The organism is Streptomyces sp. NPDC004609, from assembly GCF_042873655.1.
GTDB lineage: Bacteria > Actinomycetota > Actinomycetes > Streptomycetales > Streptomycetaceae > Streptomyces.
Window position 1 is genome coordinate 78,336 of record NZ_JBIALS010000025.1, and the last position, 26,108, is coordinate 104,443.

Here is a 26,108-nt window from a genome sequence, read left to right on the forward strand (position 1 = left end):
AGAACGACCGTGACCACTCTGACCAAGACCGAGGGCACCGGGGCCCCGACCGGGCCGGACGCCTTCCTCTCGGTCCGCGACCTGCGGGTGCGGTTCTCCACCGAGGACGGCATCGTCAAGGCAGTCGACGGACTGTCCTTCGACGTCCAGCGCGGCAAGACGCTCGGCATCGTGGGCGAATCGGGCTCCGGCAAGTCCGTCACCAATCTGACCATCCTCGGGCTGCACAGCAAGAAGACCACCGCCGTCGACGGTGAGATCTACCTCGACGGCCAGGAACTGGTCGACGCGCCCGAGAAGGAGCTGGAGAAGCTCCGCGGCAACAAGATCGCGATGATCTTCCAGGACCCGCTGACGGCTCTGTCGCCGTACTACACCGTGGGCCGGCAGATCGCCGAGCCGTACATGAAGCACACCGGCGCCTCCAAGAAGGAGGCCAAGGCGCGCGCCGTCGAGATGCTGGCCAAGGTCGGCATCCCGCAGCCCGCGACCCGCTTCAACGACTACCCGCACCAGTTCTCCGGCGGTATGCGCCAGCGCGCGATGATCGCCATGGCGCTGATCTGCGACCCCGACCTGCTGATCGCCGACGAGCCGACGACCGCGCTCGACGTGACCGTGCAGGCCCAGATCCTCGATCTGCTCAAGGACCTCCAGCAGGAGTTCGGTTCGGCGATCGTCTTCATCACCCACGACCTGGGCGTCATCGCCAATATGGCGGACGACCTCCTGGTCATGTACGCGGGACGGGCGGTGGAGCGCGGCAGCGTCCGCGAGGTGCTCCAGACGCCCCGGCACCCGTACACCTGGGGTCTGCTCAGTTCGATGCCGCGCCTCAGCAGCGACATCAACGAGGAGCTCATGCCGATCCCCGGCACTCCGCCGAGCCTCCTCAACCCGCCGACCGGGTGCCCCTTCCACCCCCGCTGCGCCTTCAAGGACCAGGTGAGCGACGGGCGGTGCTCCGGCGAGCGCCCGCCGCTGGACCGGGGGCGGGCCGCCGCCTGCCACCTGTCGGCCCAGCAGAAGCAGTCCATCTTCATTGATCAGATCAAGCCCCGGCTGGGTTAGGGAGACGCAGAGACATGAGCGAGAACGTCACTCTGCCGAAGCAGCAGGGCTCCGGCACGGGGACCGACCGGGGCGAGCCGCTGCTCCGGGTCGAGGACCTGAAGATGCACTTCCCGATCTACGGCGGGTTCCCCATCAAGCGCAAGGTCGGCGCGGTCAAGGCGGTGGACGGGGTCGATCTGAGCGTGTTCGGCGGGGAGAGCCTCGGCCTCGTCGGCGAGTCCGGCTGCGGCAAGTCGACCACCGGACGGCTGGTCACCCGGCTGCTGGAGCCCACCGGCGGGAAGATCACGTACGCCGGGCAGGACATCACCCACGCCGGGCGCGGGCAGCTGGCGCCGATCCGGTCCGAGATCCAGATGATCTTCCAGGACCCCTACTCGTCGCTGAACCCCCGCCAGACCGTCGGCACCATCATCAAGAGCCCGATGGAGGTCAACGGCATCAACCCGCCCGGCGGGCGGGACCACAAGGTGCGCGAGCTGCTGGAGATCGTGGGCCTCAACCCCGAGCACTTCAACCGCTTCCCGCACGAGTTCTCCGGCGGCCAGCGCCAGCGCATCGGGGTGGCGCGCGCGCTCGCGCTCCAGCCGAAGCTGATCGTCGCGGACGAGCCGGTCTCCGCGCTGGACGTGTCGATCCAGGCGCAGGTCGTCAATCTGCTCCAGAAGGTCCAGGAAGAGATGGGCATCGCCTTCCTCTTCATCGCCCACGACCTCGCGGTCGTACGGCACTTCTCGCAGCGTGTCGCCGTGATGTACCTGGGCAAGATCGTCGAGATCGCCGACCGCGACTCCCTCTACAGCCGGCCGCGCCACCCGTACACCCACGCGCTGCTGTCGGCCGTGCCCGAGGCGGACGTGGACAGCGGGAAGAAGGAGCGGATCCGGCTCTCCGGCGACGTCCCCTCGCCGATCATGCCGCCGTCGGGCTGCAGGTTCCGCACCCGCTGCTGGAAGGCACAGGACAAGTGCGCGACGGACGAGCCGCCGCTGGTGCGGGTCTCCGGCAATCGCGAGGGGCATCTGACCGCCTGTCACTTCCCGGAGGAGCCGACGACGGAGCGTACCGAGGACGTCATCCTCGACCCGGCGCTCGCGGCGCTGGAGGAGCGGCACGACGCCGAGGACTGAGGTTCGTCCGGCTCCGGCCGGACCACCGGGCCGATGCCCCGGGCCCCGGACGCCGTCCCGGTGTCCGGGGCCTTGCCCTGTCTGAACCCCCCTTACCGCGTGCTGTTTTCCCGGATGTCCCATTCCGGGTGCCGGGTCCGCTGCCGGGCGTGCGGTGCCCTGCTGGTCCCGGATTCCCCGGTGCGCGCGGCCCGCGCACGGCCACGGGAAAACGTGTTGCGGCGCCCGGACCGCTCCCCGGACAGTGATGCGATGGATGACCTCAGAGTCCGCCCCGCCACGACCGACGACGCCCCGGCCGTCTGCGCGCTGCTCAACGCCGTCGACACCATCGAGGTGGGCCGCCCGGAGACCGATCTGCACCAGGTGGAGACCGAGCTGAACCACCCCGAGGCCGACCTTCCCCGTAACTCCTGGCTCGGGTTCCAGGGCGGCGAACTGGTCGCGTACGGGCTGCTCTGGGACGACTCCGGCGGCGAGCGCATCGACATCGACCAGTACGTCCTGCCCGGACACCAGCCCGCCGCCGCCCATCTGCTCGAACTGATGGAGGCCCGGGCCGCCGAGCGGGCCGGGCACAACGGCGCGGACCGGGCCGTCGTCCATCTGAACCTCAATGTCCGGCCCACCCTCGACACCGCCCTGCTCACCCGGCGCGGCTGGCGTACCGTACGCCGCTACCACGTCATGAGCCGCCCCGTGGACCGGGCCGCCGACCCCGTCCCCGCGCCGCCGCCGGGCCTCACCCTGCGGGACTGCCGGGACGAGGCCGACCGCAGACGCGCCCATGAGCTGGTCGAGGAGACGTTCGCCGGGCACTTCGACCATCAGTCCCGTACGTACCGCCAGTGGCTGGACGACCTGGGCCCCGCGTTCGACTGGTCCCTGGTGTGGATCGCCTCCCTCGGCGGACCGGCGGGTCCGGAGGGCGACGCGGCCGTGATGCTGACGAGGAACGACCGCGCCTCGATGGGCTGGATCCGCAATCTCGGCGTACGCGAGGAGGCGCGCGGCCGGGGCATCGCCGGATATCTGCTGCGCCACGCGTTCGCCGTGTACGCGGGCCTCGGCCGCGACACCGTCGGCCTCGGCGTGGACACCGGGAACGAGACGGGCGCGCTGAGGCTGTACGCATCGCACGGCATGGCGTGCCACTTCGCGGTGGACACCTGGGAGGTCACGGTTCCGGTCTCCGGGGTCTGAGACCGACGCCGTCCGGGTGGGCCGGCGCCGCCGGGAGGGTGACGGCGCCTTCCGGGGCGCGGTCCTCGGTTCCGCCGGCGGTGCCTGTATCACCCGGAGCGACCGCCGACTCCTCCGGACGGGTGAGCTGACATGCGGATTACCCCATTATGGGGTGATATTCGGTCCTACGTAGGACTCAGGACCGAGGAGGCAGTTCATGCGTGGAGCCACGCACGCCACATGGGCCGCATGCGCGATGGCGGTCGCCCTCACGGCGACCGCCTGTGGAGGGGGCGGCGGAGACGGCGGCAGCGGCGCCGGCGGAATCGTGAGCTCCTCCTGGGGGGACCCGCAGAACCCCCTGGAGCCCGCCAACACCAACGAGGTACAGGGCGGCAAGGTCCTCGACATGCTCTTCCGCGGTCTCAAACGGTACGACCCCAAGACCGGCGAGGCCCGGGACATGCTCGCCGAGAAGATCGAGACCACCGACTCGACCAACTTCACCATCACGGTCAAGGACGGCTGGACCTTCAGCAACGGCGAGAAGATCACCGCCAAGTCCTTCGTGGACGCCTGGAACTACGGCGCCAACCTCAAGAACAACCAGAAGAACGCCTACTTCTTCGGCTATATCGAGGGCTACTCCCAGGTCCACCCCGACAGCGGGCAGCCGACCGCCCAGAGCATGTCGGGCCTGAAGGTCACGGGCGACCGCACCTTCACCGTGAAACTCACCCAGAAGTTCTCCACCTGGCCCGACACCCTCGGCTACGCCGCCTTCGCCCCGCTGCCCACGGCGTTCTACGACAACCACGCCGCCTGGCTCTCCCGGCCCATCGGCAACGGCCCGTACACCGTCGACTCGTACACCAAGGGCTCGAAGATGTCCCTGCGCACGTGGGACGGGTACATGGGGGACGACAAGGCCCGGAACGACGGGGTCGACCTCAAGGTCTACACCGACAACAACACCGCCTACACGGACCTCGTCGCGGGCAACCTCGACCTCGTCGACGACGTACCCGCCTCCCAGCTCAAGAATGTGAAGGCCGACCTCGGCGACCGCTACATCAACACCCCCGCCGGCATCATCCAGACCCTCGCCTTCCCCTTCTACGACCCCGCGTGGAACACACCCGACGGCCACAAGGTCCGTACCGGACTGTCGATGGCGATCAACCGTCAGCAGATCACCGACACGATCTTCCAGAAGACCCGCACCCCCGCCAAGGACTGGACCTCGCCCGTCCTCGGCAAGGACGGCGGCTTCAGCGACACGCTCTGCGGCAGCGCCTGCGAGTACAACCCGGCCGAGGCCAAGAAGCTGGTCACCGAGGGCGGTGGCATTCCCGGCGGCACGATGAAACTCACGTACAACGCGGACACCGGCTCCCACAAGGAATGGGTCGACGCCGTCTGCAACAGCATCAACAACGCGCTCGGCAACGACCGCGCGTGCGTCGGCAACCCCATCGGCACCTTCGCCGACTTCCGCAACCGGATCACCCAGTCCAAGATGCCCGGCCCCTTCCGCGCGGGCTGGCAGATGGACTACCCCCTGATCCAGAACTTCCTCCAGCCGCTCTACTACACCAACGCCTCCTCCAACGACGGCAAGTGGAGCAACAAGGACTTCGACAAGCTCGTCGACCAGGCCAACGCCGAGACCGACACCGCCAAGGCCGTCGAGACGTTCCAGAAGGCCGAGGAAGTCGTACGCGACCAGATGGCGGCCATCCCGCTCTGGTACCAGAACGGCAGCGCCGGGTACTCCCAGCGGATCTCGAACGTCTCGCTCAACCCCTTCAGCGTCCCGGTCTACAACCAGATCACGGTCGGCTGACGGCACCGGACGACGGCCCGGCGCACCCCGCGCGCCGGGCCGCACCGCTTCCACCGGACGCCCCCGAGTGCCCACGACCCCCCGGAGCCCTTCATGGGACGTTATGTGATCAGGCGCCTGCTCCAGATGATCCCGGTCTTCTTCGGCGCCACCCTGCTGATCTTTCTGATGGTCAACGTGATGGGCGACCCCATCGCGGGCCTGTGCGGCCAGCGGCAGTGCGACCCGGCGACGACCGCCCAGCTCCGCAAGGAGTTCGGCCTCGACAAGCCCGTATGGCAGCAGTACCTGACCTACATGGGCCATGTCTTCACCGGGGACTTCGGCACCGCCTTCAACGGCCAGCCGGTCACCGAGCTGATGGCCGACGCCTTCCCGGTCACCATCCGGCTCACCCTCGTCGCGATCCTCTTCGAGATCGTCATCGGCATCACCCTCGGAGTGCTCACCGGCCTCAAGCGCGGACGCCCCGTCGACACCGGGGTCCTGCTGCTGACCCTCGTCGTCATCTCCGTGCCGACCTTCGTCACCGGCCTGCTCCTCCAACTGCTGCTCGGCGTCGAATGGGGTGTCATCAAGCCCGCCGTCTCACCCGAGGCCCCCTTCGGCGAACTGATCGTCCCCGGCCTGGTGCTCGCCTCCGTCTCCCTCGCGTACGTCACCCGGCTCACCCGGACCTCGATCGCCGAGAACGCCCGCTCCGACTACGTCCGCACCGCCAAGGCCAAGGGGCTTCCCCGCAGCCGGGTGGTCACCCGCCATCTGCTGCGCAACTCGCTCATCCCGGTGGTCACCTTCATCGGCACCGACATCGGCGCGCTGATGGGCGGAGCCATCGTCACCGAGCGCATCTTCAACATCCATGGCGTCGGCTACCAGCTCTACCAGGGCATCGTCCGCCAGAACACCCAGACCGTCGTCGGCTTCGTGACCGTCCTCGTCCTGGTGTTCCTGGTGGCGAATCTGCTGGTGGACCTGTTGTACGCCGTACTCGACCCGAGGATCCGCTATGCCTGAGCCCGACTACAACGACGGGGGAGCGATCGCGCCGACCGGCGCGGGCGGCGCGATGGACCTCGCCACCTCCGAGGGCGAGACGCTGGAACAGCGCCCGTCAGGCGCCCCGGGAGGCCCCCTCGGCACCGGCCCTGCGGGCAAACCCCGCAGCCTCTGGTCCGACGCCTGGCACGATCTGCGCCGCAACCCCGTCTTCCTCGTCTCCGGCCTGATCATCCTCTTCCTGGTGATCATCGCCATCTGGCCGCAGCTCATCGCCTCGGGCAACCCGCTCAGCTGCGATCTCGCCAAGGCCCAGCAGGGCTCGCAGCCCGGCCACCCCTTCGGATTCGACGGACAGGGCTGCGACGTCTACACGCGGACCGTGTACGGGGCCCGCGCCTCGGTCACCGTCGGCGTCTGCGCCTCCCTGGGCGTCGCGATCCTCGGCTCCGTCCTCGGCGGACTCGCCGGCTTCTTCGGCCGCGGATGGGACGCGTCCGTCTCCCGGCTCACCGACGTCTTCTTCGGCATCCCGGTCGTCCTCGGCGGACTGGTGCTGCTCTCCGTCGTCACCAGCACCACCGTCTGGCCCGTCATCGGCTTCATGGTGCTGCTCGGCTGGCCGCAGATCTCCCGGATCGCCCGCGGTTCGGTCATCACCGTCAAACAGAACGACTACGTCCAGGCCGCCCGCGCGCTCGGCGCGTCCCCCACCAGGATGCTGCTGCGGCACATCGCGCCCAACGCGGTCGCGCCCGTCATCGTCGTCGCGACCATCGCCCTGGGCACCTACATCTCCCTGGAGGCGACGCTGTCGTATCTCGGAGTCGGCCTCAAACCCCCGACCGTCTCCTGGGGCATCGACATCTCCGCCGCCTCCCCCTATATCCGCAACGCCCCGCACATGCTGCTCTGGCCGGCCGGTGCGCTGGCGATCACGGTGCTCGCGTTCATCATGCTCGGCGACGCGGTGCGCGACGCCCTCGACCCCAAGCTGCGCTGAGGAGCCCGCCCATGAGCACCGCCACTCCCGCCGACAGCCCGGCGGACACCGCACCGGACGGCTCCGCCGTGCTGCTCGACGTCCGGGACCTCCAGGTGGAGTTCCGTACCAGGGACGGGATCGCCAAGGCCGTCAACGGCGTCGGCTACACCGTCTCCGCCGGCCAGACGCTCGCCGTCCTCGGCGAATCCGGCTCCGGGAAGTCCGTCACCGCCCAGGCGGTCATGGGCATCCTCGACACCCCGCCGGGCAGGATCACCGGCGGCGAGGTCCTCTTCCGGGGGCGGGACCTGCTGAAGCTCAAGGAGGAGGAGCGGCGCAAGGTCCGCGGGGCCGAGATGGCCATGATCTTCCAGGACGCCCTGTCCTCGCTGAACCCGGTCCTCAGCGTCGGCGCCCAGCTCTCCGAGATGTTCACCGTCCACCGCGGCATGTCGAAGAAGGACGCCCGCGCCCGCGCCGTCGATCTGATGGAACGGGTCGGCATCCCCGCCGCCCGGCAGCGGGTCGGGGACTATCCGCACCAGTTCTCCGGCGGTATGCGCCAGCGCATCATGATCGCCATGGCGCTCGCCCTGGAACCGGCCCTGATCATCGCCGACGAGCCGACGACCGCGCTCGACGTCACCGTCCAGGCCCAGGTGATGGAGCTGCTCGCCGCGCTCCAGAGCGAACTGCGCATGGGCCTGACCCTCATCACCCACGACCTCGGCGTCGTCGCCGACGTCGCCGACACCATCGCCGTGATGTACGCGGGCCGGATCGTGGAGACCGCCCCCGTCCACGACATCTACAAGGCGCCCGCCCACCCCTACACCCGCGGCCTCCTGGAGTCGATCCCGCGCCTGGACCAGAAGGGGCGGGCGCTGTACGCCATCAAGGGCCTGCCGCCGAATCTGATGCAGATCCCGTCCGGCTGCGCCTTCCACCCGCGCTGCCCCCTGGCACGGGACGTGTGCCGCACCGACGAACCGCCGCTGTACGAGGTGTCACCGCAGCGCCGCAGCGCCTGCCACTTCTGGCGGGAGACGCTGAGCGGCGAGGAGCCGCCGCGCGACACCGCCGAGGAGGGCCCCCGTGACTGAGGCGACGACCGAGGAGCGGCCCGTGACGACGGGCGAGGCGATCCTCGAAGTACGCGACCTGGTGAAGCACTACCCCCTCACCCAGGGCATCGTCTTCAAGAAGCAGGTGGGCGCGGTCAAGGCCGTCGACGGCGTCGATCTCGACCTGATCGCGGGGGAGACCCTCGGCATCGTCGGCGAGTCCGGCTGCGGCAAGTCCACCCTCGCGAAGCTGATCGTCCAGCTGGAACGGCCCACCGCCGGAACCATCCGCTACAAGGGCGAGGACATCACCCGGCTGTCCGGGCGGGCCCTGAAGGCCGTCCGCCGCAACATCCAGATGGTGTTCCAGGACCCGTACACCTCGCTCAACCCGAGGATGACCGTCGGCGACATCATCGGTGAGCCGTACGAGATCCACCCCGAGGCCGCGCCCAAGGGCAGCCGGCGGCGCAAGGTGCAGGAACTGCTGGACGTGGTGGGTCTCAACCCCGAGTACATCAACCGCTATCCGCACCAGTTCAGCGGCGGGCAGCGCCAGCGCATCGGCATCGCGCGCGGGCTCGCGCTCCGGCCGGAGATCATCGTCGCCGACGAACCCGTCTCCGCGCTCGACGTCTCCGTCCAGGCGCAGGTCGTCAATCTCCTCGACCGGCTCCAGAGCGACTTCGGCCTCACCTATGTGTTTATCGCCCACGATCTGTCGATCGTGCGGCACATCTCCGACCGGGTCGGCGTCATGTATCTGGGCCGCGTGGTGGAGCTGGGACGCGACGAGGAGATCTACGACCACCCCACGCACCCGTACACCCAGGCACTGCTGTCGGCGGTCCCCGTACCGGATCCGGAGGCCCGCGAGCACCGCGAGCGGATCATCCTGCACGGCGATGTGCCCTCGCCCGCGAACATCCCCTCCGGCTGCCGCTTCCGCACCCGCTGCTGGAAGGCACGGGAGCGGTGCGAGCTGGAGGTGCCGCTGCTGGCGGTCCCGGCGGAGTTCCGGTCGGCGAAGGGCCCGGCGCGGCATCCGTCGGCCTGCCACTTCGCGGAGGAGAAGCACGTGGTGCCGGGCCCGGAGGACGGCGGGTGATCCCCGCTCCCGCCACCCTCTGTTACGCGCAGGCAATACGCCCGTCGCGATCCCGATATACATACCGTGCAGGCTGATCCGTTGTACGGCCGTGCGGGTGCCGTATCCCGGCCGGGGCCCTCCCAAGCGCCCCGGCCGGCTCCACCCACCGAACCCACCCGGCCCGTCCCCGCCCGCCCGCTCCCGTCCCCGCCCGCCCGCTCCCGTCCCCGCCCGCCCGCTCCCGGCCCACCGGGCCTGTCCGGCTCCACCCAGCCCGTCCGGCGTTTGGGGACGGACCTGTGCACGGGGCGCGGGCACGTGTCGTGAGGCGGCGGGGAGCACAAGGACCAGCCCGTCCGGCGTTTGGGGTCGGACCCGGGCCACGGGCGGGCCGACCCCGGCAGGCGCGCCCTGCCCGGGCAACGGCACCCGGCCGCCCCCCGCCCGGGGCAACCGCACCCCGGCCGGACAAACCTTCCGCAACGGCCTACGCCACCAGCACCCTCCGCAGAAACCCCACCTGCACCCGCAGCAGATTCTCCGCCACCTGCTCCTGCGGAGTCATATGCGTCACCCCGCTCAGCGGCAGCACCTCGTGCTCCCGCCCCGCCGCCAGCAACGCCGAGGACAACCGCAGACTGTGCGCCATCACCACATTGTCGTCCGCCAGCCCGTGGATGATCATCAGCGGCCGTGACGGATTCTCCGGCTCCGTGAGTCCGTCCTCCGTCACCAGGGAGTTCATCGCGTAGACCTCCGGCCGCTCCCGGGGATCGCCGAGATACCGCTCGGTGTAGTGGGTGTCGTACAGGCGGAAGTCGGTCACCGGCGCCCCCGCGATCCCCGCGTGGAAGACATCGGGCCGCCGCAGCACCGCGAGCGCGGCGAGGTAGCCCCCGTACGACCAGCCACGGATGCCCACCCGCCCGAGGTCCAGCGGAAAGGAGGGCGCCAGCGCGTGCAGCGCGTCGATCTGGTCGTCGAGGGTCAGCGGGAAGTTGCCCTTGATCTCCTTCTCCCAGCCGGGGGAGCGCCCCGGCGACCCCCGCCCGTCCGCGACCACCACGGCGAAGCCCTGGTCGGCGAACCACTGCGAGGTGAGATGGGAGTTCTGCGAGGCGTAGACACGCTGGCCGTGCGGTCCGGCGTACGGATCCATCAGTACCGGAAGCGGCCCGTCCGACTCCTGGTACCCGGACGGCAGCAGCACCGCGCACGGAATCCGGCGCCCGCCCGCCTCGCACAGCCGGGGCCGGGCCGTCAGCACGGGCCGCTCGGCGTGCGAGGTGACGACGGCGATCTGCTTGCCGTCGCGCAGGACCTGCACGGTCGCCCCACTGGAGTCCGTGCGGGAGGACGCGAGCACCGTCACCGGGCCGGAGCGCACAGCGGAGTGGATCCCCGGTCCCTCCGAGATCCGTTCGACGCCCAGTTCGTTGACCCGGTAGACATGGATCTCGCCGATCTCGGGCGCGTCCGCCTCCTCGCCCGCCGCCGCCGACACCAGGACGTCGTTCTCGCCGATGTCGAGGACGGCCCGCAGCTGGAGCGCGGCTCCGGTGAGCGCGCGGTCGGCGACCGTGAGGACCCGCGCCCCGCCCTCGTCGGCGATACGGACGAGCCGCCCGTCGGGCGCCCAGGCCGGCACTCCGGGGAAAAGATCCAGCCATACCGGATCCTCGTCGACATGGACGGTCCGGGTCGCGCCCGTCGCCGTGTCCACGGCCAGACACCGCTGGGTCCGCTGATCGCGGGCTTGGACGAGCAGCAGCGGGGCGCCCGCGTCCGACCAGTGCACCCGGGCGAGGTACGGGTAGCGGGACCGGTCCCAGGAGACCTCCGTGCGTTCACCCCCAAGGGTGACCAGGAAGAGGCGCACATCCGCGTTCGGCGTTCCGGCCGCCGGATACGCCAGCTCCTGCGGCTCCCGCTCCGGATGCGCGGAGTCGGAGATCCACCAGCGCCGGACCTCGCTCTCGTCCACCCGCGCGACGAGCAGCCGGTCCGACTCCGGCGACCACCAGAAGCCGCCCGCCCGCCCCATCTCCTCCGCCGCGATGAACTCCGCGATCCCGTACGTGATATGCGCGCCGTCGGGCTCGGCGAGAGCCCGGTCGCCGTCGCCCTCCGCGCCGGTGACCCGCAGCGCGCCCTGTGCCGCATACGCGATGTACCGGCCGTCGGGGGAGGGCCGGGGGTCGATCACCGGTCCCCGGGCGGGCAGTTCACGCGCGGTCCCGGCCCGCAGTTCCGCCGTGAACAGCCGCCCGGAGAGCGCGAACGCCGCCAACTCCGCCGCCCGGTCCACCGCGTAGCCCACGATGCCCTCCGAGCCCTCACGGCTGCGCTCGCGCCGTGCGCGCTCCCCGGCCGACAACTCCTCGCCGGCGCCGCCCAGCAGCACCCGCGGATCGGCCGCGAGCCGCTCCCCGGGCCGCCCGCCGCCGCCTTCGGTGTCCAGGACCCAGAGGCTGCCCGCCCGGTCCGTCCCGGACGCGGACCGGATGAAGATCACCCGGGATCCGTCCGGCGACACGGTGAAGGACCGCGGTGCGCCGAGCGTGAAGCGCTGGGTCCTGGCGTACTGGCGCGGAAAGGAGAGCTGCATCCTCGTGGTCATGCGACCGAACCTAGCGGTCGTGCGCCCCCGTGTGCTGCCGTGCACCGACTGATGCGTTGGTACGGATAGTTATGATCCGTAGCGCAAGGTGGGTATGAACTCTCCGGCACATGCAACCTGCCTGTCCCTAACGAATATCCATGGAGGTGAACCGCCGTGGCACTCTCGATTTCGGCGGTGGTGCTGCTGGCGATCGTCGTCTTCCTGCTGGTCCGGAAGTCCGGGCTCAAGGGCGGGCATGCGGTGGTCTGTGTGTTGCTCGGGTTCTATCTCGCCCGCTCCTCGGTCGAGCCGACGATCACCCAACTGACGACGAGCGTCGCCGGAATGATCGGCGGCATCAAGTTCTGACGGCGGGCCCGCCCGCCCCACCCCCGGGGCCTTCCGCGAACTCTTGGCCAAGGGACATCCCGTTCCAGCCCGACGGCACGGCCTTGCCTCGTAGGCTGTCCTTTATGAAGGATCTTTCCACCCGTCGTCTGCTCCTGGTGCACGCACACCCGGACGACGAGTCGATCACCAATGGCGCCACGATGGCCCGGTATGCCGCCGACGGCGCCCGGGTCACGCTGGTGACCTGCACCCTCGGGGAAGAGGGCGAGGTCATTCCACCGCACCTCGCCCATCTCACGTCCGACCGGGACGACCGCCTCGGCGCCCGTCGCGTGGGCGAGCTGGCCGCCGCGATGAAGGAGCTGGGCGTCACCGACCACCGCTTCCTCGGCGGCCAGGGGCGTTACCGCGACTCCGGGATGATGGGCGTCGAGCAGAACCGCCGCGAGGACGCGTTCTGGCGTACGCCCGTCGACGACGCCGCTCCCGATCTCGTCGAGATCATCCGGTCGGTGCGCCCCCAGGTCATGGTGACCTACGACCCCGACGGCGGTTACGGGCACCCCGACCACATCCAGGCCCACCGGGTCGCCATGCGCGCGGCCGAACTGGCCGGCGAGCGGGCGTTCCGCCGGGACCTCGGCGACCCCTGGACCATCGCCAAGATCTACTGGACCCGGATGCCGCGCTCGGTGGCGGAGGAGGGCTTCGCCCGCCTCCGCTCCTCGGGCGCGTCCGCCTTCCCGGGTGTCGCGGAGACCGGCGACCTTCCCGGGGTGGTCGACGACTCGCAGATCACCGCGGAGATCGACGGCACCGCGTACGCGCACCGGAAGGCGGCGGCGATGCGCGCCCACGCCACCCAGATCGCCGTCGACGGCGACTTCTTCGCCCTCTCCAACGAGCGGGGACAGCCGATCTTCGCGACGGAGTACTACCAGCTCGCCGAGGGCGAACCGGGCGTTCCGGCCGGTGAGCGGGAGCACGACCTGTTCGCCGGAGTGCCGGGATGAGCGGGTCCGGCACCCCCGGGTCCTGGCTGACGAGGACGCCCACCCTCCCGGGGCCGGGCCGGATCGCCGCGTACCTCGGGCTTCTGCTCCTCGGCGCGGTGGTCGGTACGGCGGGCTCACTGGTCCAAGCCGCCTGGCCGCCCGGCGGTTTGCTGCTCGCGCTCCTCGCGGCGGCCGGACTGTTCTACGGCTCCCTGCGCGCGGTCGGCACCCAGGCCGCGGTGGTGGCGCCCGCCGTCGGCTGGCTCGTGACCGTCGTCCTGCTCAGCACCGGACGCCCGGAGGGGGACGCCCTCTTCGGCGCCGGGATCGGCCCGATCGCGTTCATGCTCGGCGGTGTGGTGGCCGCTGTGATGTGCGCCACCATGGCGCGCCCGGCGCAACCGGGCGGCGGAACCGGCCGACCTGACAGATAAGGGACCCGTGGGACCCCCGGCCGACCGCCGGTTCCGCGGACCCCTATCGTGGGTCGCCCTGGAGTGTGGAGGGTCCCAGGACGTGCCGTGCGGGCGCGGTGGTGGAAATGGCGCTTTCCACGGTCGCGGGGTGCGTGTCCGTGGCGGACAGTATGGTGGTGCGCGCCGCCGAGCCGCCCTCAGCAGCAAGAGCTATCAGAAAAAGCGGGCGGCGAAGCCAACCGGGAGATCCTGCTTTGAGTCGTGAAACTGACAGTTCGTCCTCCGGGCCCCAGGGGCACGGTGGAGCCGTGTACCCCTCGGGGACACCGCCGTACGGATCACGCCAGTATCCGTCGCTGCATCCGGGGCAGGACGGTCCGGGCGGGGCGGCCGATACCTCCGAGGATCCGGAGCCGGACGGTGCCAGGTCCGAGCCCAGGACCGAGACGACGCTGACCACGCGGATCCGGATCAACATCCCGGGGTCGCGGCCGATCCCGCCCGTGGTGATGCGCAAGCCGATGGGGCCCGTCCAGTCCGTGCCGTCGCCCGGTGTCCCCGGGACCGCGCCGGTCCGTCCGGGCGCCGCGGAGACCGAGGGCGAGCGGACGGCCGCCATGCCGGTGGTCGGGTCCGGGCAGACGACCGAGCCCGCCGCCGATTCCGCGGAGGAGGAGAAGGACAAGTCCCCGAGCGACTGGTTCGCCCCCCGCAGGTCCTCCGGTACGAACGGGGCGGGGCTGAAGGTCCCGGGCGCGGGCGGCGGGACCGGCACACCGCCGGGCGGTACGCCGACGGGCGGCGCGGTCCCCCCGCCGGGCACCTCCGCCCCCTTCGCCTCCGACGCCCCGCAGCCCGCCGGTCCGAACCGGCCGCACAGCTCCCTCAGCGATCTCGCGCGGGACGACCGGGCCCCGGCCCCGGACGGTGGTCCCAACGGATTCGCCCCCGGTCCGCACACACCTCCGCTGGGGGTGCGCACACCGGGCGGACAGAGCGGCCGGGGCGGTCCGGCCGGGCCCACCGCCGGTCCGGCCACCGGCAGCATGCCGGTGGCGCCGAGGCCCGGTGCGAACCGGCCCGTCCCGGCGCCGGGCCCCGACCGCACCCCGGGTGCCCCGCAGGCCCACGCTCCGGGAGCGCCGACGGCTCCCGGACCGACGGCCCCCGGTTCCGGCCCCCATGGCGCGGCGGCTCCGCGGCTGTCGGACGACACCGCCGTACTGACCCCGCAGAAGCCCGCGTCCGGATCCGGCGGCGCTGCCGCACCGGGCCCCGGTCCCGGGCCTGGCGCCGGAGCCGCACCCGGTCCCCGGACCGGCGGCAATGTCTCCGGTGACACGCTCACCAGCGGTGTACCGGTCGTACGTCCGGATCCCCGGACGCCCTTCCCCGCCGGGGCGGGCCCGCAGGCACCGTCCGGCGAGCGGGACTTCCCCGGCTCCGGCGGGCCCGGGGGCCCCGCGCCCGCCGCCTCCGCCGACCGGCCGGCGCCCCGTCCCGCGCCCCCCGGGCCCGCCAGGAAGGGCCGCTCCAAGCTGGTGATCGCCGGCGCAGGAGTCATCGGCCTGTTCGGTGTCGCGTACGGCGCGGGCCTGCTGCTGAACCACTCCGACGTCCCGAAGAGCACCACCGTCCTCGGGGTCGACATCGGCGGCGGCACCAGGGACCAGGCGACCAGCAAGCTGGAAGGCGCCCTCGGCAAGCGCGCCGCCGCACCGCTCCAGCTGTCGATCGGCGACCGGAAGGCCGAGCTGACGCCCGAGAAGGCAGGGCTCGGACTGGACAGCCACACCACCGTGCGCAACGCGGCGGGCAGCGACTACAACCCCGTCTCCGTGATCGGCTCCCTCTTCGGCGGTGAGCGGGTCGCCGAGCCGGTGATGCTCGTCGACGAGGAGAAGCTGCGGGTCGCGCTCACCGATCTGGCGGGTACCTCCGGCTCCGCCGTCGAGGGCACGATCACGTTCACACCGGGCAAGGCCGTCGCCGTACCGGGCAAGCCGGGCCAGGCGCTGGACGTCGGCCGGGCGGTGGCGCTGGTCCGGGAGGCGTACCGCGCGCAGGTCGAGACGGGCGCGTCGAAGGTTCTCGCACTGCCCGTCACCGCCCGGCAGCCGACCATCGACCAGGCCGAGGTCGCCCGGGCGATGAAGGAGTTCGCGGAGCCCGCGATGTCCGGCCGGATCACCATCAAGGCGGGCGCCAAGAGCATCCAGTTCGGCCCCGCCAGGTCGCTGCCGAGGATCCTCTCGATGAAGCCCGTCGACGGGAAGCTCGTCGAGGTCTACGACAAGAAGGCGATCGACGAGCTGCTCGAAGGGGTCTTCGACGGCATCCGGATCACCAAGGGCGACGGCAAGCAGCACCAGGTCGGCCCCGACGACGTCGCCCAGGTGATGGGCCCGGCGCTGCGCGGCAAGACGCCCGAGGAGCGTACGGCCGTCATCGACCTGAACCCGAGCTGAGCCCGAGCCACGGCCGGAGCCCGCGCCGGACCCTACGGCCCCGGGAGCCCCTGCGCACGCACGAGTGCCGGGGGCTCCCGCCGTACGCGTCCGGACCGCCCGCTCACCGAACCGATGCCCCGGGCTTCCAGCGCCCGGTCCCGGGAGCGAGTCCCAGCTCCCATGAGGCCCGCCACCCCCACAGACGAATCCGCACCAACGGACCCCCACAGACGAATCCGCACCGACGGACCGCGCCAACGCATCCCGCGCCGACGGACTCCACTGACCGGTCCCGGGCCGACGGACCCCGCGCCGGCGCACCGCGGCCGGACCCGCTTCCGTCGCCCACCCCGCGCTCAGTTCAGCATCGCCCGGGCGGCCCGCGCCCGCCCCCGGATCGCCTCCGCCGTGCTCGGCTCGACCGCCGCCACGACCTCCGCATAGGCGTCCAGCTCCGCCGCGCCCGTGAGGAAGTCGCCGCGCTGGACGAGCAGTTGGGCCCGTTCGTAGCGCAGCCGCGCCGGATGGGAGGGCAGCAGCAGGGACAGCTCGACCGCCCACAGGGCGACGGCCGACTGCTCGGGGCGGGCCGCCGCCCAGGCCCGGATGTTGTTCAGGATCCGTACGACCACCTCCAGCGGCGTCGCGGGCTGGAGCATCGCCGGATCCAGAGGCGCCCCCGTCGCGCCCGCCACCAGCAGGGCCGCGTCGGACCCGGTGAGTACCCGCCCGCCCGCGAAGGGGTCCGCGAGCACCTGCTCCTCCGGCGCGCCGAAGCCGACCACGAAGTGGCCCGGCAGAGCCACCCCGTACACCGGCGCGCCCGCCCGCCTCGCCACCTCCACCCAGACCACCGACAGCAGGATCGGCAGCCCCCGGCGGCGCCGGAGCACCTCGTGCAGCAGGGAGGACTCCAGGCGCTGGTAGTCGCCGGGGGAGCCCCGGAAGGCGCAGCGTTCGCCGAGCAGGTCCGCCACCGCCGAGGCCCAGGCGCGCGGGGTCCGCAGCCCGTACGGGAGCAGCCCGGCGAGGCGGTCCAGCTCGATCTGGGCCTCGTCCACCGCCGCCTCGTCCAGCGACGGGTCCGCCACCGCTCCCACCAGCAGACAGAGCAGGGAGAGATCGGGCCGCTCCGAACGGGCCTCCTCCGCGAACCGGTTCCTGGGGTCCGCTGATTCGTCATGCATAGGCCACTCGTACCCGCCCGCCCGCCGCCAGTCCACTCACACCCCCGCCCACGCACCCGTTCCGGCCCCCGCACCGCGCCATTCGCGGGGTCCCGATACGGCGGCCCGGTCCCGGGGCGCGATATCAGGGCGCCCGGTAGTGGTGGTAGTGGTGATGGGTCGTGAAGCCCATGCCCGCGTAGAGCGCGTCCGCGCCCTTGTTCCCCGCCTCCACCTGGAGCCAGGCCGCCGAGGCGCCCTCGTCCAGGGCCCGCCGGGCCAGCACGGTCATCACGGCCGTGGCCAGGCCCTGGCGGCGGTACGCCGGATCCACCTCCACCGCCATGAATCCCGCCCAGCGCCCGTCGACCACGCACCGGCCGATCGCGGCGGGCACCTCACCGCTCCCCGGGACCGCCGCGAACCACACGGACGGCCCGCTCGTCAGCACCTTCAGCACCTGCGGTCCCACCTCGTCGGAGCGCTGGTACCGCAGCAGCCACCCCCGTCCCAGCTCGTCGATGGAGCGCGCCAGGATCACCCGCTCCGCGTCGGCGTCCAGATCGGCGATGTGCGCCAGACCCCCGACCCGTACGTCGGCCGAGACCTCGCGCGTCCAGCCGCGTGACTCCAGCTCCGCGCACAGGACCTCCTGGGTGCCCGCCGCGCCGGTCGCCGCCTGGATGTACGCGGGCAGGGAGCGGTCCGCGTACCACGTACGCACCCGGTCGAGCGCCGCGTCCAGCGCCAGCCCCGGGTCACCGAGCGGAAGGGCGGAGTTGGCGCGCCGGGTGAACCCGGAGGACGCGCGCAGCAGCCACTCCCCGAGCGGCTCGCTCTCCACCGGCTGCCATGCGCGCGCGGTCACCCGCGCCAGCTCCGCGAAGTCCGCCGCCGGCCCCCTCCGCCGGGCCGGTGCGGCGGGGACGACCTTGCCCGCGACCAGTGACGATTCCGGGATACGGACGCTCTCCCCGGTGCGCCGTGTGATCACCAGCACACCTTTGTCCCAGGATGTGAGAACTCCGACCGTGTCGGTGAACGTCGCACCCTCGGCCGCCGAGTCGGCAAGACGTCTGATTGATACTCGTTTGCCCACGTCAAGGGGTGTAATACGGACTTCGAGGCGTCCGGCGCCGGTGAATTCCACAGCTCTGCGTGCCCCTCATGTTCGGATCGTCTCCAAGAACGGAGATACTAGGGGCGGGCATCGACGACGCCGCGCTCCCGCGCAATGCCAGCCCTATCGAGAGGAACGACAGCGTGACCTACGTCATCGCGCAGCCTTGTGTCGACGTCAAGGACAAGGCGTGCATCGAGGAGTGCCCCGTCGACTGCATCTACGAGGGCTCCCGGTCCTTGTACATCCACCCGGACGAATGCGTCGACTGTGGGGCCTGTGAGCCGGTCTGCCCCGTCGAGGCGATCTTCTACGAGGACGACACCCCGGAGGAGTGGAAGGACTACTACAAGGCGAACGTCGAGTTCTTCGATGAGCTTGGCTCGCCCGGAGGCGCCTCCAAGCTCGGTCTCATCGAGCGCGACCACCCCTTCATCGCCGCCCTGCCGCCGCAGAACCAGTAGGCGGCCGGCCGGCCAGTCCTTCCCGGTCCCGTACGGTCGTCGTCGTCCGTACGGGACCGAGTTGTTTCCCGCCCGGTCCCGCGCGGAGCCTCCGCCCGGCGGGGCCCGGCACACCGCCGTACCGCACCGCTTCCACCCAGGAGAAAGTGAACGCCCGTGTCCGCAGTCTCTTCGCGCCTTCCCGTTTTTCCCTGGGACAGGCTGGAGCCGTACAAGGCGACGGCCTCGGCCCACGCCGACGGCATCGTGGACCTCTCCGTCGGCACCCCCGTCGACCCCGTGCCCGAACTGATCCAGCGGGCCCTCGTGGAGGCCGCCGACTCGCCCGGCTATCCGACGGTGTGGGGCACGGTCGCGCTGCGGAACGCGCTCACCGGCTGGGTGGAGCGGCGGCTCGGCGCGGTCGACGTCGCGCACACGAACGTCCTGCCCGTCGTCGGCTCCAAGGAACTGGTGGCGTGGCTGCCCACCCAGCTGGGCCTCGGCCCCGGCGACCGGGTGGCCTATCCGCGGCTCGCCTATCCGACGTACGAGGTCGGCGCGCGGCTCTGCGGCGCGAGCGCCGTCGACTACGCCGACCCGACGGAACTGGACCCCGACGGGCTGAAGCTGCTCTGGCTGAACTCACCGTCCAACCCCACGGGGCGGGTACTCGCCAAGGACGAGCTGATCCGCGTCGTCGCCTGGGCGCGCGAGCACGGTGTCCTCGTCTTCAGCGACGAGTGCTATCTCGAACTGGGCTGGGAGGCCGAGCCCGTCTCCGTGCTCCACCCCGACGTCTGCGGTGGTTCGTACGAGGGCGTCGTCGCCGTCCACTCGCTGTCCAAGCGGTCCAATCTGGCCGGATACCGTGCCGCGTTCATCGCCGGTGACGAGTCCGTCCTGGGCGAGCTGCTCCAGATCCGCAAGCACGGCGGCATGATGACCCCCGCGCCGGTGCAGGCCGCGACCATCGCCGCGCTCGGCGACGACAGCCACGTCACGGAACAGCGCGTCCGGTACGCGGCCCGCCGCTCGGCCCTGCGCACCGCCCTGGAGGGCCACGGCTTCCGCATCGAGCACAGCGAGGCCAGCCTCTACCTGTGGGCGACCCGCGACGAGCCGTGCTGGGACACCGTGGCCCACCTGGCCGAGCTGGGCATCCTGGTCGCCCCGGGCGACTTCTACGGCACGGCCGGCAAGCGCTTCGTCCGAGTGGCCTTCACCGCCACCGACGAACGTGTCGAGGCCGCGGTCAAGCGCCTCGGCGATTAACCCGAGGGGCCCCGCGTATGCCGCCCCCACCCGCCCCACCCCGGTTCTGACCGCTCCACCTTTGGCTCACCCCTTGTGCTTGGTGAGTGAGCCGAAGGGGGCCGTGGGTGTCGCCCCTGCCTGTCCCCACCGGTTCTGGCCGCCTCCGCCCCTTTTCGTTCACCCCTTGTGGCTGGTGAGTGAGCTGAAGGGGGCCGTGGGTGTCGAAAGGGAGAGCGCGCGGAGGCCGCGAGGAACGAGTGGTCGAGCACGATCGACCGTCGACACACACTGAAGGCCCCCGGAGGGGGTCCCCCCGGACGGAGTCTGGGGGAGAAGGAACCACAAAAAATACAGCGCGTCGGTCACTGTCCGGAGTGCGGTCCCACGGCCTACCCGAGCGCGTCGGTCACCGTCCGGCCCACGTCCCCACGGCCCACCCGGCCCAGCACGATCGACCGCCACCACCCACCAAACGCCCCCGGTGGGTCCCCCACTCCGTCCGGGGGAGAACGAACCACAAAAAACAGCAGAGCCCCGGAGCGCTGCTCCGGGGCCCCCTCACCGCACCCCCGCAGGGAAGCGTCGTGCTCCAAGCGGTCAGCCGAGCGGCAGCCCCTGCGTCGGCAGCCCCTGGGTGGGCAGCCCCTGCGTCGGCAGCTGGTCGGTGGGCAGCCCGCCGCCGAGGGAGTCGGTCGGCAGGCCGCCGCCGCCGCCGAGGGACTCGGTCGCGCCGCCCGCGGCCTCGCCGAGGAGGTCGCCCGCGCCGCCCGCGGCGTCACCGGCGGCCTGCCGCGCGGCCGGGGTGACGGTCCTGCCCGCGCTGTCGACGGCCTTGCCTGCGGCGGGGACGGCCTGCTTGACGGCGCTGCCCCCGGTGTTGCCGGCCAGGCCGGAGGACTTCTGGGTGGCGCCGTCGACGGTGCTGCTCAGGCCGCCCGCGTCGAGAGCGGTCAGCCCGCCGAGGGGGTTGGCCTGCTGGAGGTCCACGGCGCTTGCGGAGCCGGCCGCACCGACCACGGGAGCTGCTCCCGCCGCGATGAGCAGCGCGGCACGGGCGATCCGACGGGTCAGGGGGAGGGACATGATGCTCCTTGAGACGAGGGGTGTTGGTGTGTCCGCCGACGCGTTGGCCTTCGGACGCAGTGACAACCGCTCGTGGGGCGGGGGAAGTTGCGGTGAGCCGAGGTAAAGAGTTGGCAATGCGTCGCATTATCGGCCTTGCGCGAAGGGGTGTGGACCCTTCCCGGAGTTGACCCGTGCCGCACCGTCACTTCCCTGTGTTCGCAAGGGATTCGGAACGTGTCACGGTGGCCCGCGTCGCCCTCTCGACGGGGCATTGGAGTGATGTGGCGGCGTACTCCCTGCGGGGGAGCGTTCGTATCAGTGTGCGAGGCGGATGCGAACGTCGCCCCGGGGGGAGCCGACGGCCTCGGAAACCGTCGATCCGGCCGCCGCCATGGAGCCGGCCGGATCCTGTCCGTCCCCGGAGCCCCCCGCCTCGTCGGTGCCGGTGCCCGCCGTGTCCTTCGCGTACCAGCCCTTGCCGGAGTCCTTCGCGTTCCAGATCCGGCCGCCGTACGAGACCTCCTCGATCCGCAGCCCCTCGGCGCGCGCCACCGCCCAGTGAGCCAGCTCCCAGCCGCGCTTCCCGCCCGGCCCGGCGGATGTCACCGGCACGGAGATCTCCCGCGGTCCCGCCGTGTCGGTGGCGCCCGCTGTTTTCGGCAGCACCCCCGGCCCGAAGGCCCGCACCAGCTCGGCCCGTACCCTCGCCGGGTCGCCCGCCTTCTCCACCGCGCTGCCCGGGGTGCAGGTCAGCGCCGCGTTCGCCCGCCCGGTCAGGGCGGCGGCCAGCAGGGTCGCGTTCGGCTCGTGCTTCGCGTACGCCTGCGGGAAACCGCTGCGCTGCACCCGCTGGGCGGCGACCGTCAGCGGCAGCCGCGAGTAGCCGGGGACATCGGCGAGCTGGTCGTAGAACTTCCCCGCCGAGTACACCGGGTCGAGGATCTGCTCCGGCGTGCCCCAGCCCTTCGACGGCCGCTGCTGGAACAGCCCCAGGGAGTCGCGGTCCCCGTGGTCGATATTGCGCAGCGCGGACTCCTGCAGCGCCGTCGCCAGCGCGATCGTCACCGCGCGCTCGGGCAGTCCGCGGGTCGTCCCGACGGCCGAGATCGTCGCGGCGTTCGCGGCCTGCTCGGTACTGAGTTCATACGTCGGGCCGCCTTGGCCCGACGTCGCGCGAACCGTGCATCCGGGTGCCGAGGTACGCGTGGCGTACTGCACGGCGACGTAACCGATCAGAGCGGCGAGCACGGCAAACGCGGCCGCGACACGCACAAGTCGGCGGCCACGCCGGGTGGGGGAGGACGTCTCGGGCACAGCCTTACCGTACTAGGGCCGCTCGTCCGGATCTTGCCGGGCTCGCGTGCCCCGGCACCGCGCCTCTTCCCCATAGCCCGCGGGCACGGGTGGTACCTCCGGCACCGGTACTCCGTTCCCGGCCCAGCCCGGCCCAGCCCGGCCCCGGCACCGCACCTCTCCCCCCCCGTAGCCCGCAAGCACGGGTGGTGCCCCCGGCACCGGACCCCGCTCCCGGCCCAGCCCCATCCAAACGGAAGACCCAGGGGCCCGCGCTAAGGTCGCGTGCATGGCCCACACCGTGCTTGACCTCACTCTTGACGCTCCGGCGCTCACCGCGGCCCTCGTCGACTTCCCGTCGGTCAGCGGCCAGGAGAAGCCTCTCGCGGACGCCATCGAGCAGGCGCTGCGCGCGCTGCCGCATCTCACCGTCGACCGGCACGGCAACAACGTCATCGCCCGTACCCGCCTCGGGCACGGTGAGCGGGTCGTGCTCGCCGGGCACATCGACACGGTCCCCATCGCGGACAACGTGCCCTCCCGGCTCGACGAAAACGGAGTGCTGTGGGGCTGCGGCACCAGCGACATGAAGTCGGGCGTGGCACTTCAGCTGCGGATCGCGGCGACCGTCCCCGCCCCCAACCGCGACCTCACGTTCGTCTTCTACGACAACGAGGAGGTCGCCGCCCACCTCAACGGCCTCGGGCACGTCGCCGAGGCCCACCCCGAGTGGCTGGAGGCCGACTTCGCGGTTCTCCTCGAACCCTCGGACGCCGAGGTCGAGGGCGGCTGCCAGGGCACCCTGCGGGTTCATCTGCGGACGACCGGGGAGCGGGCGCACTCCGCCCGCAGCTGGATGGGGTCCAACGCGATCCACGCCGCCGCGCCCGTCCTCGCCCGCCTCGCCGCGTACGAGCCGCGCCGGCCGGTGATCGACGGGCTGGAGTACCGCGAGGGCCTCAACGCCGTACGGATCGAGGGCGGCGTCGCCAACAACGTCATCCCCGACGAGTGCACGGTCGTCGTGAACTACCGCTACGCCCCCGACCGGACGGAGGACGAGGCCCTGGCCCACGTGCGGGAGGTCTTCGCGGACTGCCCGGTCGCCGAGTTCGTGGTCGACGACCACTCCGGCGGGGCGCTGCCCGGTCTGTCCCACCCCGCCGCCGTGGCCTTCATGAAGGCCGTGGGCGGAAGCGCGCGGCCCAAGTTCGGCTGGACCGATGTCTCCCGCTTCAGCGGGCTCGGGGTGCCCGCCGTGAACTACGGCCCCGGCGACGCGCTCTATGCGCACAAGCGGGACGAACACGTCGCGATCGACAAGATCACGCACTGCGAGTCGCGGTTGCGTGAGTGGCTGACGTCCTGAGTTTCCCTCGTTGTCGCCTTCGCCGACCTACCCTTGCTCCAGCAATGATGTTCGGCGGAGGGAGCAGGTCATGGGCAACCCCGAGGGTTCGAGGGGCCCGGCGGAGCAGCGGCAGGGACCGGTACTCCGCCGCAGGGATCAGGTCCAGCCCGGGACCACCGACCAGCGGCTGCTGGACACCGAGGGCGACTCCGAGTGGGTGCACACCGACCCCTGGCGGGTCATGCGCATCCAGTCCGAGTTCGTGGAGGGCTTCGGCGCCCTCGCGGAACTTCCCAGCGCGATCAGCGTCTTCGGCTCGGCGCGTACGTCCCCCGGCACCCCGGAGTACGAGGCCGGGATCCGGATCGGCCAGGCCCTCGTCCACGCCGGTTTCGCGGTCATCACGGGCGGTGGCCCCGGCGCGATGGAGGCCGCGAACCGGGGGGCGCGGGAGGCCGGAGGCGTCTCCGTCGGCCTCGGGATCGAGCTTCCCTTCGAACAGGGGCTCAATCCCCATGTCGACATCGGGGTGAACTTCCGCTACTTCTTCGTCAGAAAGACGATGTTCGTGAAGTACGCCTCCGGATTCGTGGTCCTGCCCGGTGGCCTCGGGACCCTCGACGAACTCTTCGAGGCCCTGACGCTGGTTCAGACCGGCAAGGTGACGCGCTTCCCGATCGTGCTGTTCGGCTCGGAGTACTGGAGCGGGCTCGTGGACTGGCTCCGGGGCACGGTCGTGGCCCAGGGGAAGGCGTCGGAGCGCGATGTCCTGCTGTTCCACGTCACGGACGACGTGGACGAGGCGGTCACGCTGGTGACGAAGGAGACCGGCCGCTAGGGCGTGTTGCGAAAGTCCCGCCTGGCCTGTGACGCCCAGCACGCACACTCGCTGCGTTGTCGGAATCGCCCAAGTACGTCCAGTACGAGGGCGACCCTCCGCCTTGCGATTGCACGCACCGGACGCCGCAGGCCCCGCCCTCCGGGCGGACGGCGCTACTTTCGATACACGCCCTAGCTCGTGCGGTGACCGGGAACGTTCACCGGCCTGCGACGCCCGGCACGGCACGTCTCCCCTCGTAGCCCTGCGGGCACGGGGGGGCCTCCTGCGTTGTCGGACCGCGCGAGTACGGCGCGTACGAGCTGCGGACCTCCGCCTCGCGCCGCACCGCACCGGACGCCGCAGGCTCACCGGCAAACCCTTCCGGTCACCGCACCAGCCGGGGTCGCCCCCCACCTCGGCGCTTGTCGGGGTGGTGTCCCGAGCCCCGTTCCTCAAGTGCCGGAGGGGCCGGGACGGTCTGCCCGGAAGGCGCGAGGTTGTCCGGATGCGCGGGGATGACCGGGCGGGCCCGGTGTGGGGCCTATGCCAGGCCCCGGCGGGCCACGGACGGGGCGCGGTGGCCCGCGATGGTGGAGACCATGTCGAGGACCTGACGGGTTTCGGCGACCTCGTGGACGCGGTAGACACGCGCGCCCAGCCACGCCGACACCGCGGTGGTCGCCAGGGTGCCGATGAGGCGTTCCTTGACCGGGCGGTCGAGGGTCTCGCCGACGAAGTCCTTGTTGGAGAGCGAGACGAGGACGGGCCACCCGGTGCCGACCATCTCGCCGAGGCGACGGGTCGCCTCCAGGGAGTGGCGGGTGTTCTTCCCGAAGTCGTGGCCGGGGTCGATCAGGATGCCGTCCCGGCGGACGCCCAGTTCGAGGGCCCGCTCGGCGAGTCCGAGGGTGACCCGCAGGATGTCCGCCATGACGTCGTCGTACGTGACCCGGTGCGGCCGGGTCCGCGGCTTCGCGCCGCCCGTGTGCGTACAGACCAGACCGGCGCCGTGGCGCGCGGCGACCTCCGCGAGCCGGGGGTCCACCCCGCCCCACGCGTCGTTCAGCAGATCCGCGCCCGCCGCGCAGACCGCCTCGCCGACCTCGTGCCGCCAGGTGTCGACGCTGATGACCACATCGGGGAACCTCCGGCGCACCTCCGCGACGAAGCCGACCGTCCGCCGGACCTCCTCGTCGGCGGTGACCTCGTCGCCCGGGCCCGCCTTGACCCCGCCGATGTCGATGATGGCGGCTCCCTCCGACACCGCCTGCTCGACGCGTGCGAGCGCGGGCTCGTCGAGAAAGGTGGAGCCCTGGTCGTAGAAGGAGTCAGGCGTACGGTTCACGATCGCCATGATCACCGGCTCGTGCGCGTCGAATTCGCGCTGTCCCAGCCGCAGCATCAGC

The 26,108-nt window shown here is 71.6% G+C and carries 22 protein-coding genes; 16 read left to right on the forward strand and 6 right to left on the reverse strand.

The features are described from left to right. Nucleotides 1–9: 9 nt before the first annotated feature. The 8 genes from ACFYT4_RS23825 (at nucleotide 10) to ACFYT4_RS23860 (ending at nucleotide 9,391) form a co-directional block, all read left to right on the forward strand. On the forward strand, nucleotides 10–1,071 hold the full coding sequence (locus tag ACFYT4_RS23825; RefSeq protein ID WP_389272453.1) for an ABC transporter ATP-binding protein: 1,062 nt from the start codon (nucleotides 10–12) through the stop codon (nucleotides 1,069–1,071). A gap of 14 nt (nucleotides 1,072–1,085) precedes the next feature. After that, on the forward strand, nucleotides 1,086–2,204 hold the full coding sequence (locus tag ACFYT4_RS23830) for an ABC transporter ATP-binding protein (protein ID WP_389272455.1): 1,119 nt from the start codon (nucleotides 1,086–1,088) through the stop codon (nucleotides 2,202–2,204). A 252-nt stretch (nucleotides 2,205–2,456) separates the two neighbouring features. Further along, entirely contained in the window at nucleotides 2,457–3,407 is a 951-nt protein-coding gene (locus tag ACFYT4_RS23835; RefSeq protein ID WP_389272458.1) for a GNAT family N-acetyltransferase, read from the forward strand. Between the two features lie 199 nt (nucleotides 3,408–3,606). Continuing rightward, a complete protein-coding gene (locus tag ACFYT4_RS23840; protein WP_389272460.1) occupies nucleotides 3,607–5,235 on the forward strand; it encodes an ABC transporter substrate-binding protein in 1,629 nt (542 codons plus the stop codon). Nucleotides 5,236–5,328: 93 nt separating this feature from the next. Continuing rightward, nucleotides 5,329–6,252: an ABC transporter permease gene (locus ACFYT4_RS23845; protein WP_389272463.1), complete on the forward strand. Its 924-nt coding sequence runs from the start codon at nucleotides 5,329–5,331 to the stop codon at nucleotides 6,250–6,252. Continuing rightward, the gene (locus ACFYT4_RS23850; protein WP_389272466.1) at nucleotides 6,245–7,237 is read left to right on the forward strand and encodes an ABC transporter permease; all 993 of its coding nucleotides are present in this window, start codon (nucleotides 6,245–6,247) and stop codon (nucleotides 7,235–7,237) included. Before ACFYT4_RS23845 ends, ACFYT4_RS23850 begins: the two co-directional genes overlap by 8 nt. A 68-nt stretch (nucleotides 7,238–7,305) precedes the next feature. Beyond that, nucleotides 7,306–8,322: an ABC transporter ATP-binding protein gene (locus ACFYT4_RS23855; RefSeq protein ID WP_389272590.1), complete on the forward strand. Its 1,017-nt coding sequence runs from the start codon at nucleotides 7,306–7,308 to the stop codon at nucleotides 8,320–8,322. After that, entirely contained in the window at nucleotides 8,315–9,391 is a 1,077-nt protein-coding gene (locus tag ACFYT4_RS23860; RefSeq protein WP_389272469.1) for an ABC transporter ATP-binding protein, read from the forward strand. Before ACFYT4_RS23855 ends, ACFYT4_RS23860 begins: the two co-directional genes overlap by 8 nt. A gap of 469 nt (nucleotides 9,392–9,860) precedes the next feature. Here ACFYT4_RS23860 and ACFYT4_RS23865 read toward each other — a convergent pair whose 3' ends face one another. Continuing rightward, nucleotides 9,861–11,993: a prolyl oligopeptidase family serine peptidase gene (locus ACFYT4_RS23865; protein WP_389272472.1), complete on the reverse strand. Its 2,133-nt coding sequence runs from the start codon at nucleotides 11,991–11,993 to the stop codon at nucleotides 9,861–9,863. A 156-nt stretch (nucleotides 11,994–12,149) separates the two neighbouring features. Here ACFYT4_RS23865 and ACFYT4_RS23870 point away from each other — a divergent pair, with 156 nt between their 5' ends. From ACFYT4_RS23870 to ACFYT4_RS23885, 4 genes are all read left to right on the forward strand, one after another. Continuing rightward, complete coding sequence (locus ACFYT4_RS23870) at nucleotides 12,150–12,344, forward strand: hypothetical protein (protein WP_389272475.1); 195 nt, start codon at nucleotides 12,150–12,152, stop codon at nucleotides 12,342–12,344. A gap of 104 nt (nucleotides 12,345–12,448) precedes the next feature. Next, the gene (mshB, locus tag ACFYT4_RS23875; RefSeq protein ID WP_389272478.1) at nucleotides 12,449–13,339 is read left to right on the forward strand and encodes an N-acetyl-1-D-myo-inositol-2-amino-2-deoxy-alpha-D-glucopyranoside deacetylase; all 891 of its coding nucleotides are present in this window, start codon (nucleotides 12,449–12,451) and stop codon (nucleotides 13,337–13,339) included. Next, on the forward strand, nucleotides 13,336–13,755 hold the full coding sequence (locus ACFYT4_RS23880; protein WP_389272481.1) for a DUF6113 family protein: 420 nt from the start codon (nucleotides 13,336–13,338) through the stop codon (nucleotides 13,753–13,755). The genes mshB and ACFYT4_RS23880 overlap by 4 nt, the downstream gene beginning before the upstream one ends. A gap of 236 nt (nucleotides 13,756–13,991) precedes the next feature. Further along, nucleotides 13,992–16,205, forward strand: coding sequence for a hypothetical protein (locus ACFYT4_RS23885; protein WP_389272484.1), 2,214 nt, complete (start codon nucleotides 13,992–13,994; stop codon nucleotides 16,203–16,205). 338 nt (nucleotides 16,206–16,543) lie between these two features. Here ACFYT4_RS23885 and ACFYT4_RS23890 read toward each other — a convergent pair whose 3' ends face one another. Together ACFYT4_RS23890 and ACFYT4_RS23895 are read right to left on the reverse strand one after the other, a co-directional pair. Continuing rightward, complete coding sequence (locus ACFYT4_RS23890; protein ID WP_389272487.1) at nucleotides 16,544–17,374, reverse strand: tetratricopeptide repeat protein; 831 nt, start codon at nucleotides 17,372–17,374, stop codon at nucleotides 16,544–16,546. Between the two features lie 124 nt (nucleotides 17,375–17,498). Beyond that, nucleotides 17,499–18,503, reverse strand: coding sequence for a GNAT family N-acetyltransferase (locus tag ACFYT4_RS23895; RefSeq protein WP_389272490.1), 1,005 nt, complete (start codon nucleotides 18,501–18,503; stop codon nucleotides 17,499–17,501). Nucleotides 18,504–18,616: 113 nt separating this feature from the next. Here ACFYT4_RS23895 and fdxA point away from each other — a divergent pair, with 113 nt between their 5' ends. After that, nucleotides 18,617–18,937: a ferredoxin gene (gene fdxA, locus ACFYT4_RS23900; protein ID WP_018089397.1), complete on the forward strand. Its 321-nt coding sequence runs from the start codon at nucleotides 18,617–18,619 to the stop codon at nucleotides 18,935–18,937. 156 nt (nucleotides 18,938–19,093) lie between these two features. Then, nucleotides 19,094–20,191, forward strand: coding sequence for a succinyldiaminopimelate transaminase (dapC, locus tag ACFYT4_RS23905; protein WP_389272493.1), 1,098 nt, complete (start codon nucleotides 19,094–19,096; stop codon nucleotides 20,189–20,191). 579 nt (nucleotides 20,192–20,770) lie between these two features. Here dapC and ACFYT4_RS23910 read toward each other — a convergent pair. Beyond that, nucleotides 20,771–21,256, reverse strand: coding sequence for an ATP-binding protein (locus ACFYT4_RS23910; RefSeq protein ID WP_389272496.1), 486 nt, complete (start codon nucleotides 21,254–21,256; stop codon nucleotides 20,771–20,773). Between the two features lie 297 nt (nucleotides 21,257–21,553). Next, nucleotides 21,554–22,552 carry a hypothetical protein gene (locus ACFYT4_RS23915; protein ID WP_389272499.1) on the reverse strand — a complete coding sequence of 333 codons (999 nt, stop codon included), beginning with the start codon at nucleotides 22,550–22,552 and terminating at the stop codon, nucleotides 21,554–21,556. 268 nt (nucleotides 22,553–22,820) lie between these two features. Here ACFYT4_RS23915 and dapE point away from each other — a divergent pair, with 268 nt between their 5' ends. After that, the gene (dapE, locus tag ACFYT4_RS23920) at nucleotides 22,821–23,900 is read left to right on the forward strand and encodes a succinyl-diaminopimelate desuccinylase (protein WP_389272502.1); all 1,080 of its coding nucleotides are present in this window, start codon (nucleotides 22,821–22,823) and stop codon (nucleotides 23,898–23,900) included. Nucleotides 23,901–23,970: 70 nt separating this feature from the next. Further along, on the forward strand, nucleotides 23,971–24,720 hold the full coding sequence (locus tag ACFYT4_RS23925; protein WP_389272505.1) for a TIGR00730 family Rossman fold protein: 750 nt from the start codon (nucleotides 23,971–23,973) through the stop codon (nucleotides 24,718–24,720). A gap of 523 nt (nucleotides 24,721–25,243) precedes the next feature. On the opposite strand, the gene folP is transcribed toward ACFYT4_RS23925, so the two are convergent. Then, nucleotides 25,244–26,104, reverse strand: coding sequence for a dihydropteroate synthase (folP, locus tag ACFYT4_RS23930; RefSeq protein ID WP_389272508.1), 861 nt, complete (start codon nucleotides 26,102–26,104; stop codon nucleotides 25,244–25,246). Nucleotides 26,105–26,108: the final 4 nt, after the last annotated feature.

Excerpts from the sequence above, each read along its gene's own strand:
- ACFYT4_RS23830 (WP_389272455.1), top strand. The coding sequence starts at position 1,086 with ATGAGCGAGAACGTCACTCTGCCGAAGCAGCAGGGCTCCGGCACGGGG.
- ACFYT4_RS23835 (WP_389272458.1), top strand. The coding sequence starts at position 2,457 with ATGGATGACCTCAGAGTCCGCCCCGCCACGACCGACGACGCCCCGGCC.
- ACFYT4_RS23840 (WP_389272460.1), top strand. The coding sequence starts at position 3,607 with ATGCGTGGAGCCACGCACGCCACATGGGCCGCATGCGCGATGGCGGTC.
- ACFYT4_RS23845 (WP_389272463.1), top strand. The coding sequence starts at position 5,329 with ATGGGACGTTATGTGATCAGGCGCCTGCTCCAGATGATCCCGGTCTTC.
- ACFYT4_RS23850 (WP_389272466.1), top strand. The coding sequence starts at position 6,245 with ATGCCTGAGCCCGACTACAACGACGGGGGAGCGATCGCGCCGACCGGC.
- ACFYT4_RS23865 (WP_389272472.1), bottom strand. The coding sequence starts at position 11,993 with ATGACCACGAGGATGCAGCTCTCCTTTCCGCGCCAGTACGCCAGGACC.
- mshB (WP_389272478.1), top strand. The coding sequence starts at position 12,449 with ATGAAGGATCTTTCCACCCGTCGTCTGCTCCTGGTGCACGCACACCCG.
- ACFYT4_RS23880 (WP_389272481.1), top strand. The coding sequence starts at position 13,336 with ATGAGCGGGTCCGGCACCCCCGGGTCCTGGCTGACGAGGACGCCCACC.
- ACFYT4_RS23890 (WP_389272487.1), bottom strand. The coding sequence starts at position 17,374 with ATGCATGACGAATCAGCGGACCCCAGGAACCGGTTCGCGGAGGAGGCC.
- ACFYT4_RS23910 (WP_389272496.1), bottom strand. The coding sequence starts at position 21,256 with ATGTCCCTCCCCCTGACCCGTCGGATCGCCCGTGCCGCGCTGCTCATC.
- dapE (WP_389272502.1), top strand. The coding sequence starts at position 22,821 with ATGGCCCACACCGTGCTTGACCTCACTCTTGACGCTCCGGCGCTCACC.
- ACFYT4_RS23925 (WP_389272505.1), top strand. The coding sequence starts at position 23,971 with ATGGGCAACCCCGAGGGTTCGAGGGGCCCGGCGGAGCAGCGGCAGGGA.
- folP (WP_389272508.1), bottom strand. The coding sequence starts at position 26,104 with ATGCTGCGGCTGGGACAGCGCGAATTCGACGCGCACGAGCCGGTGATC.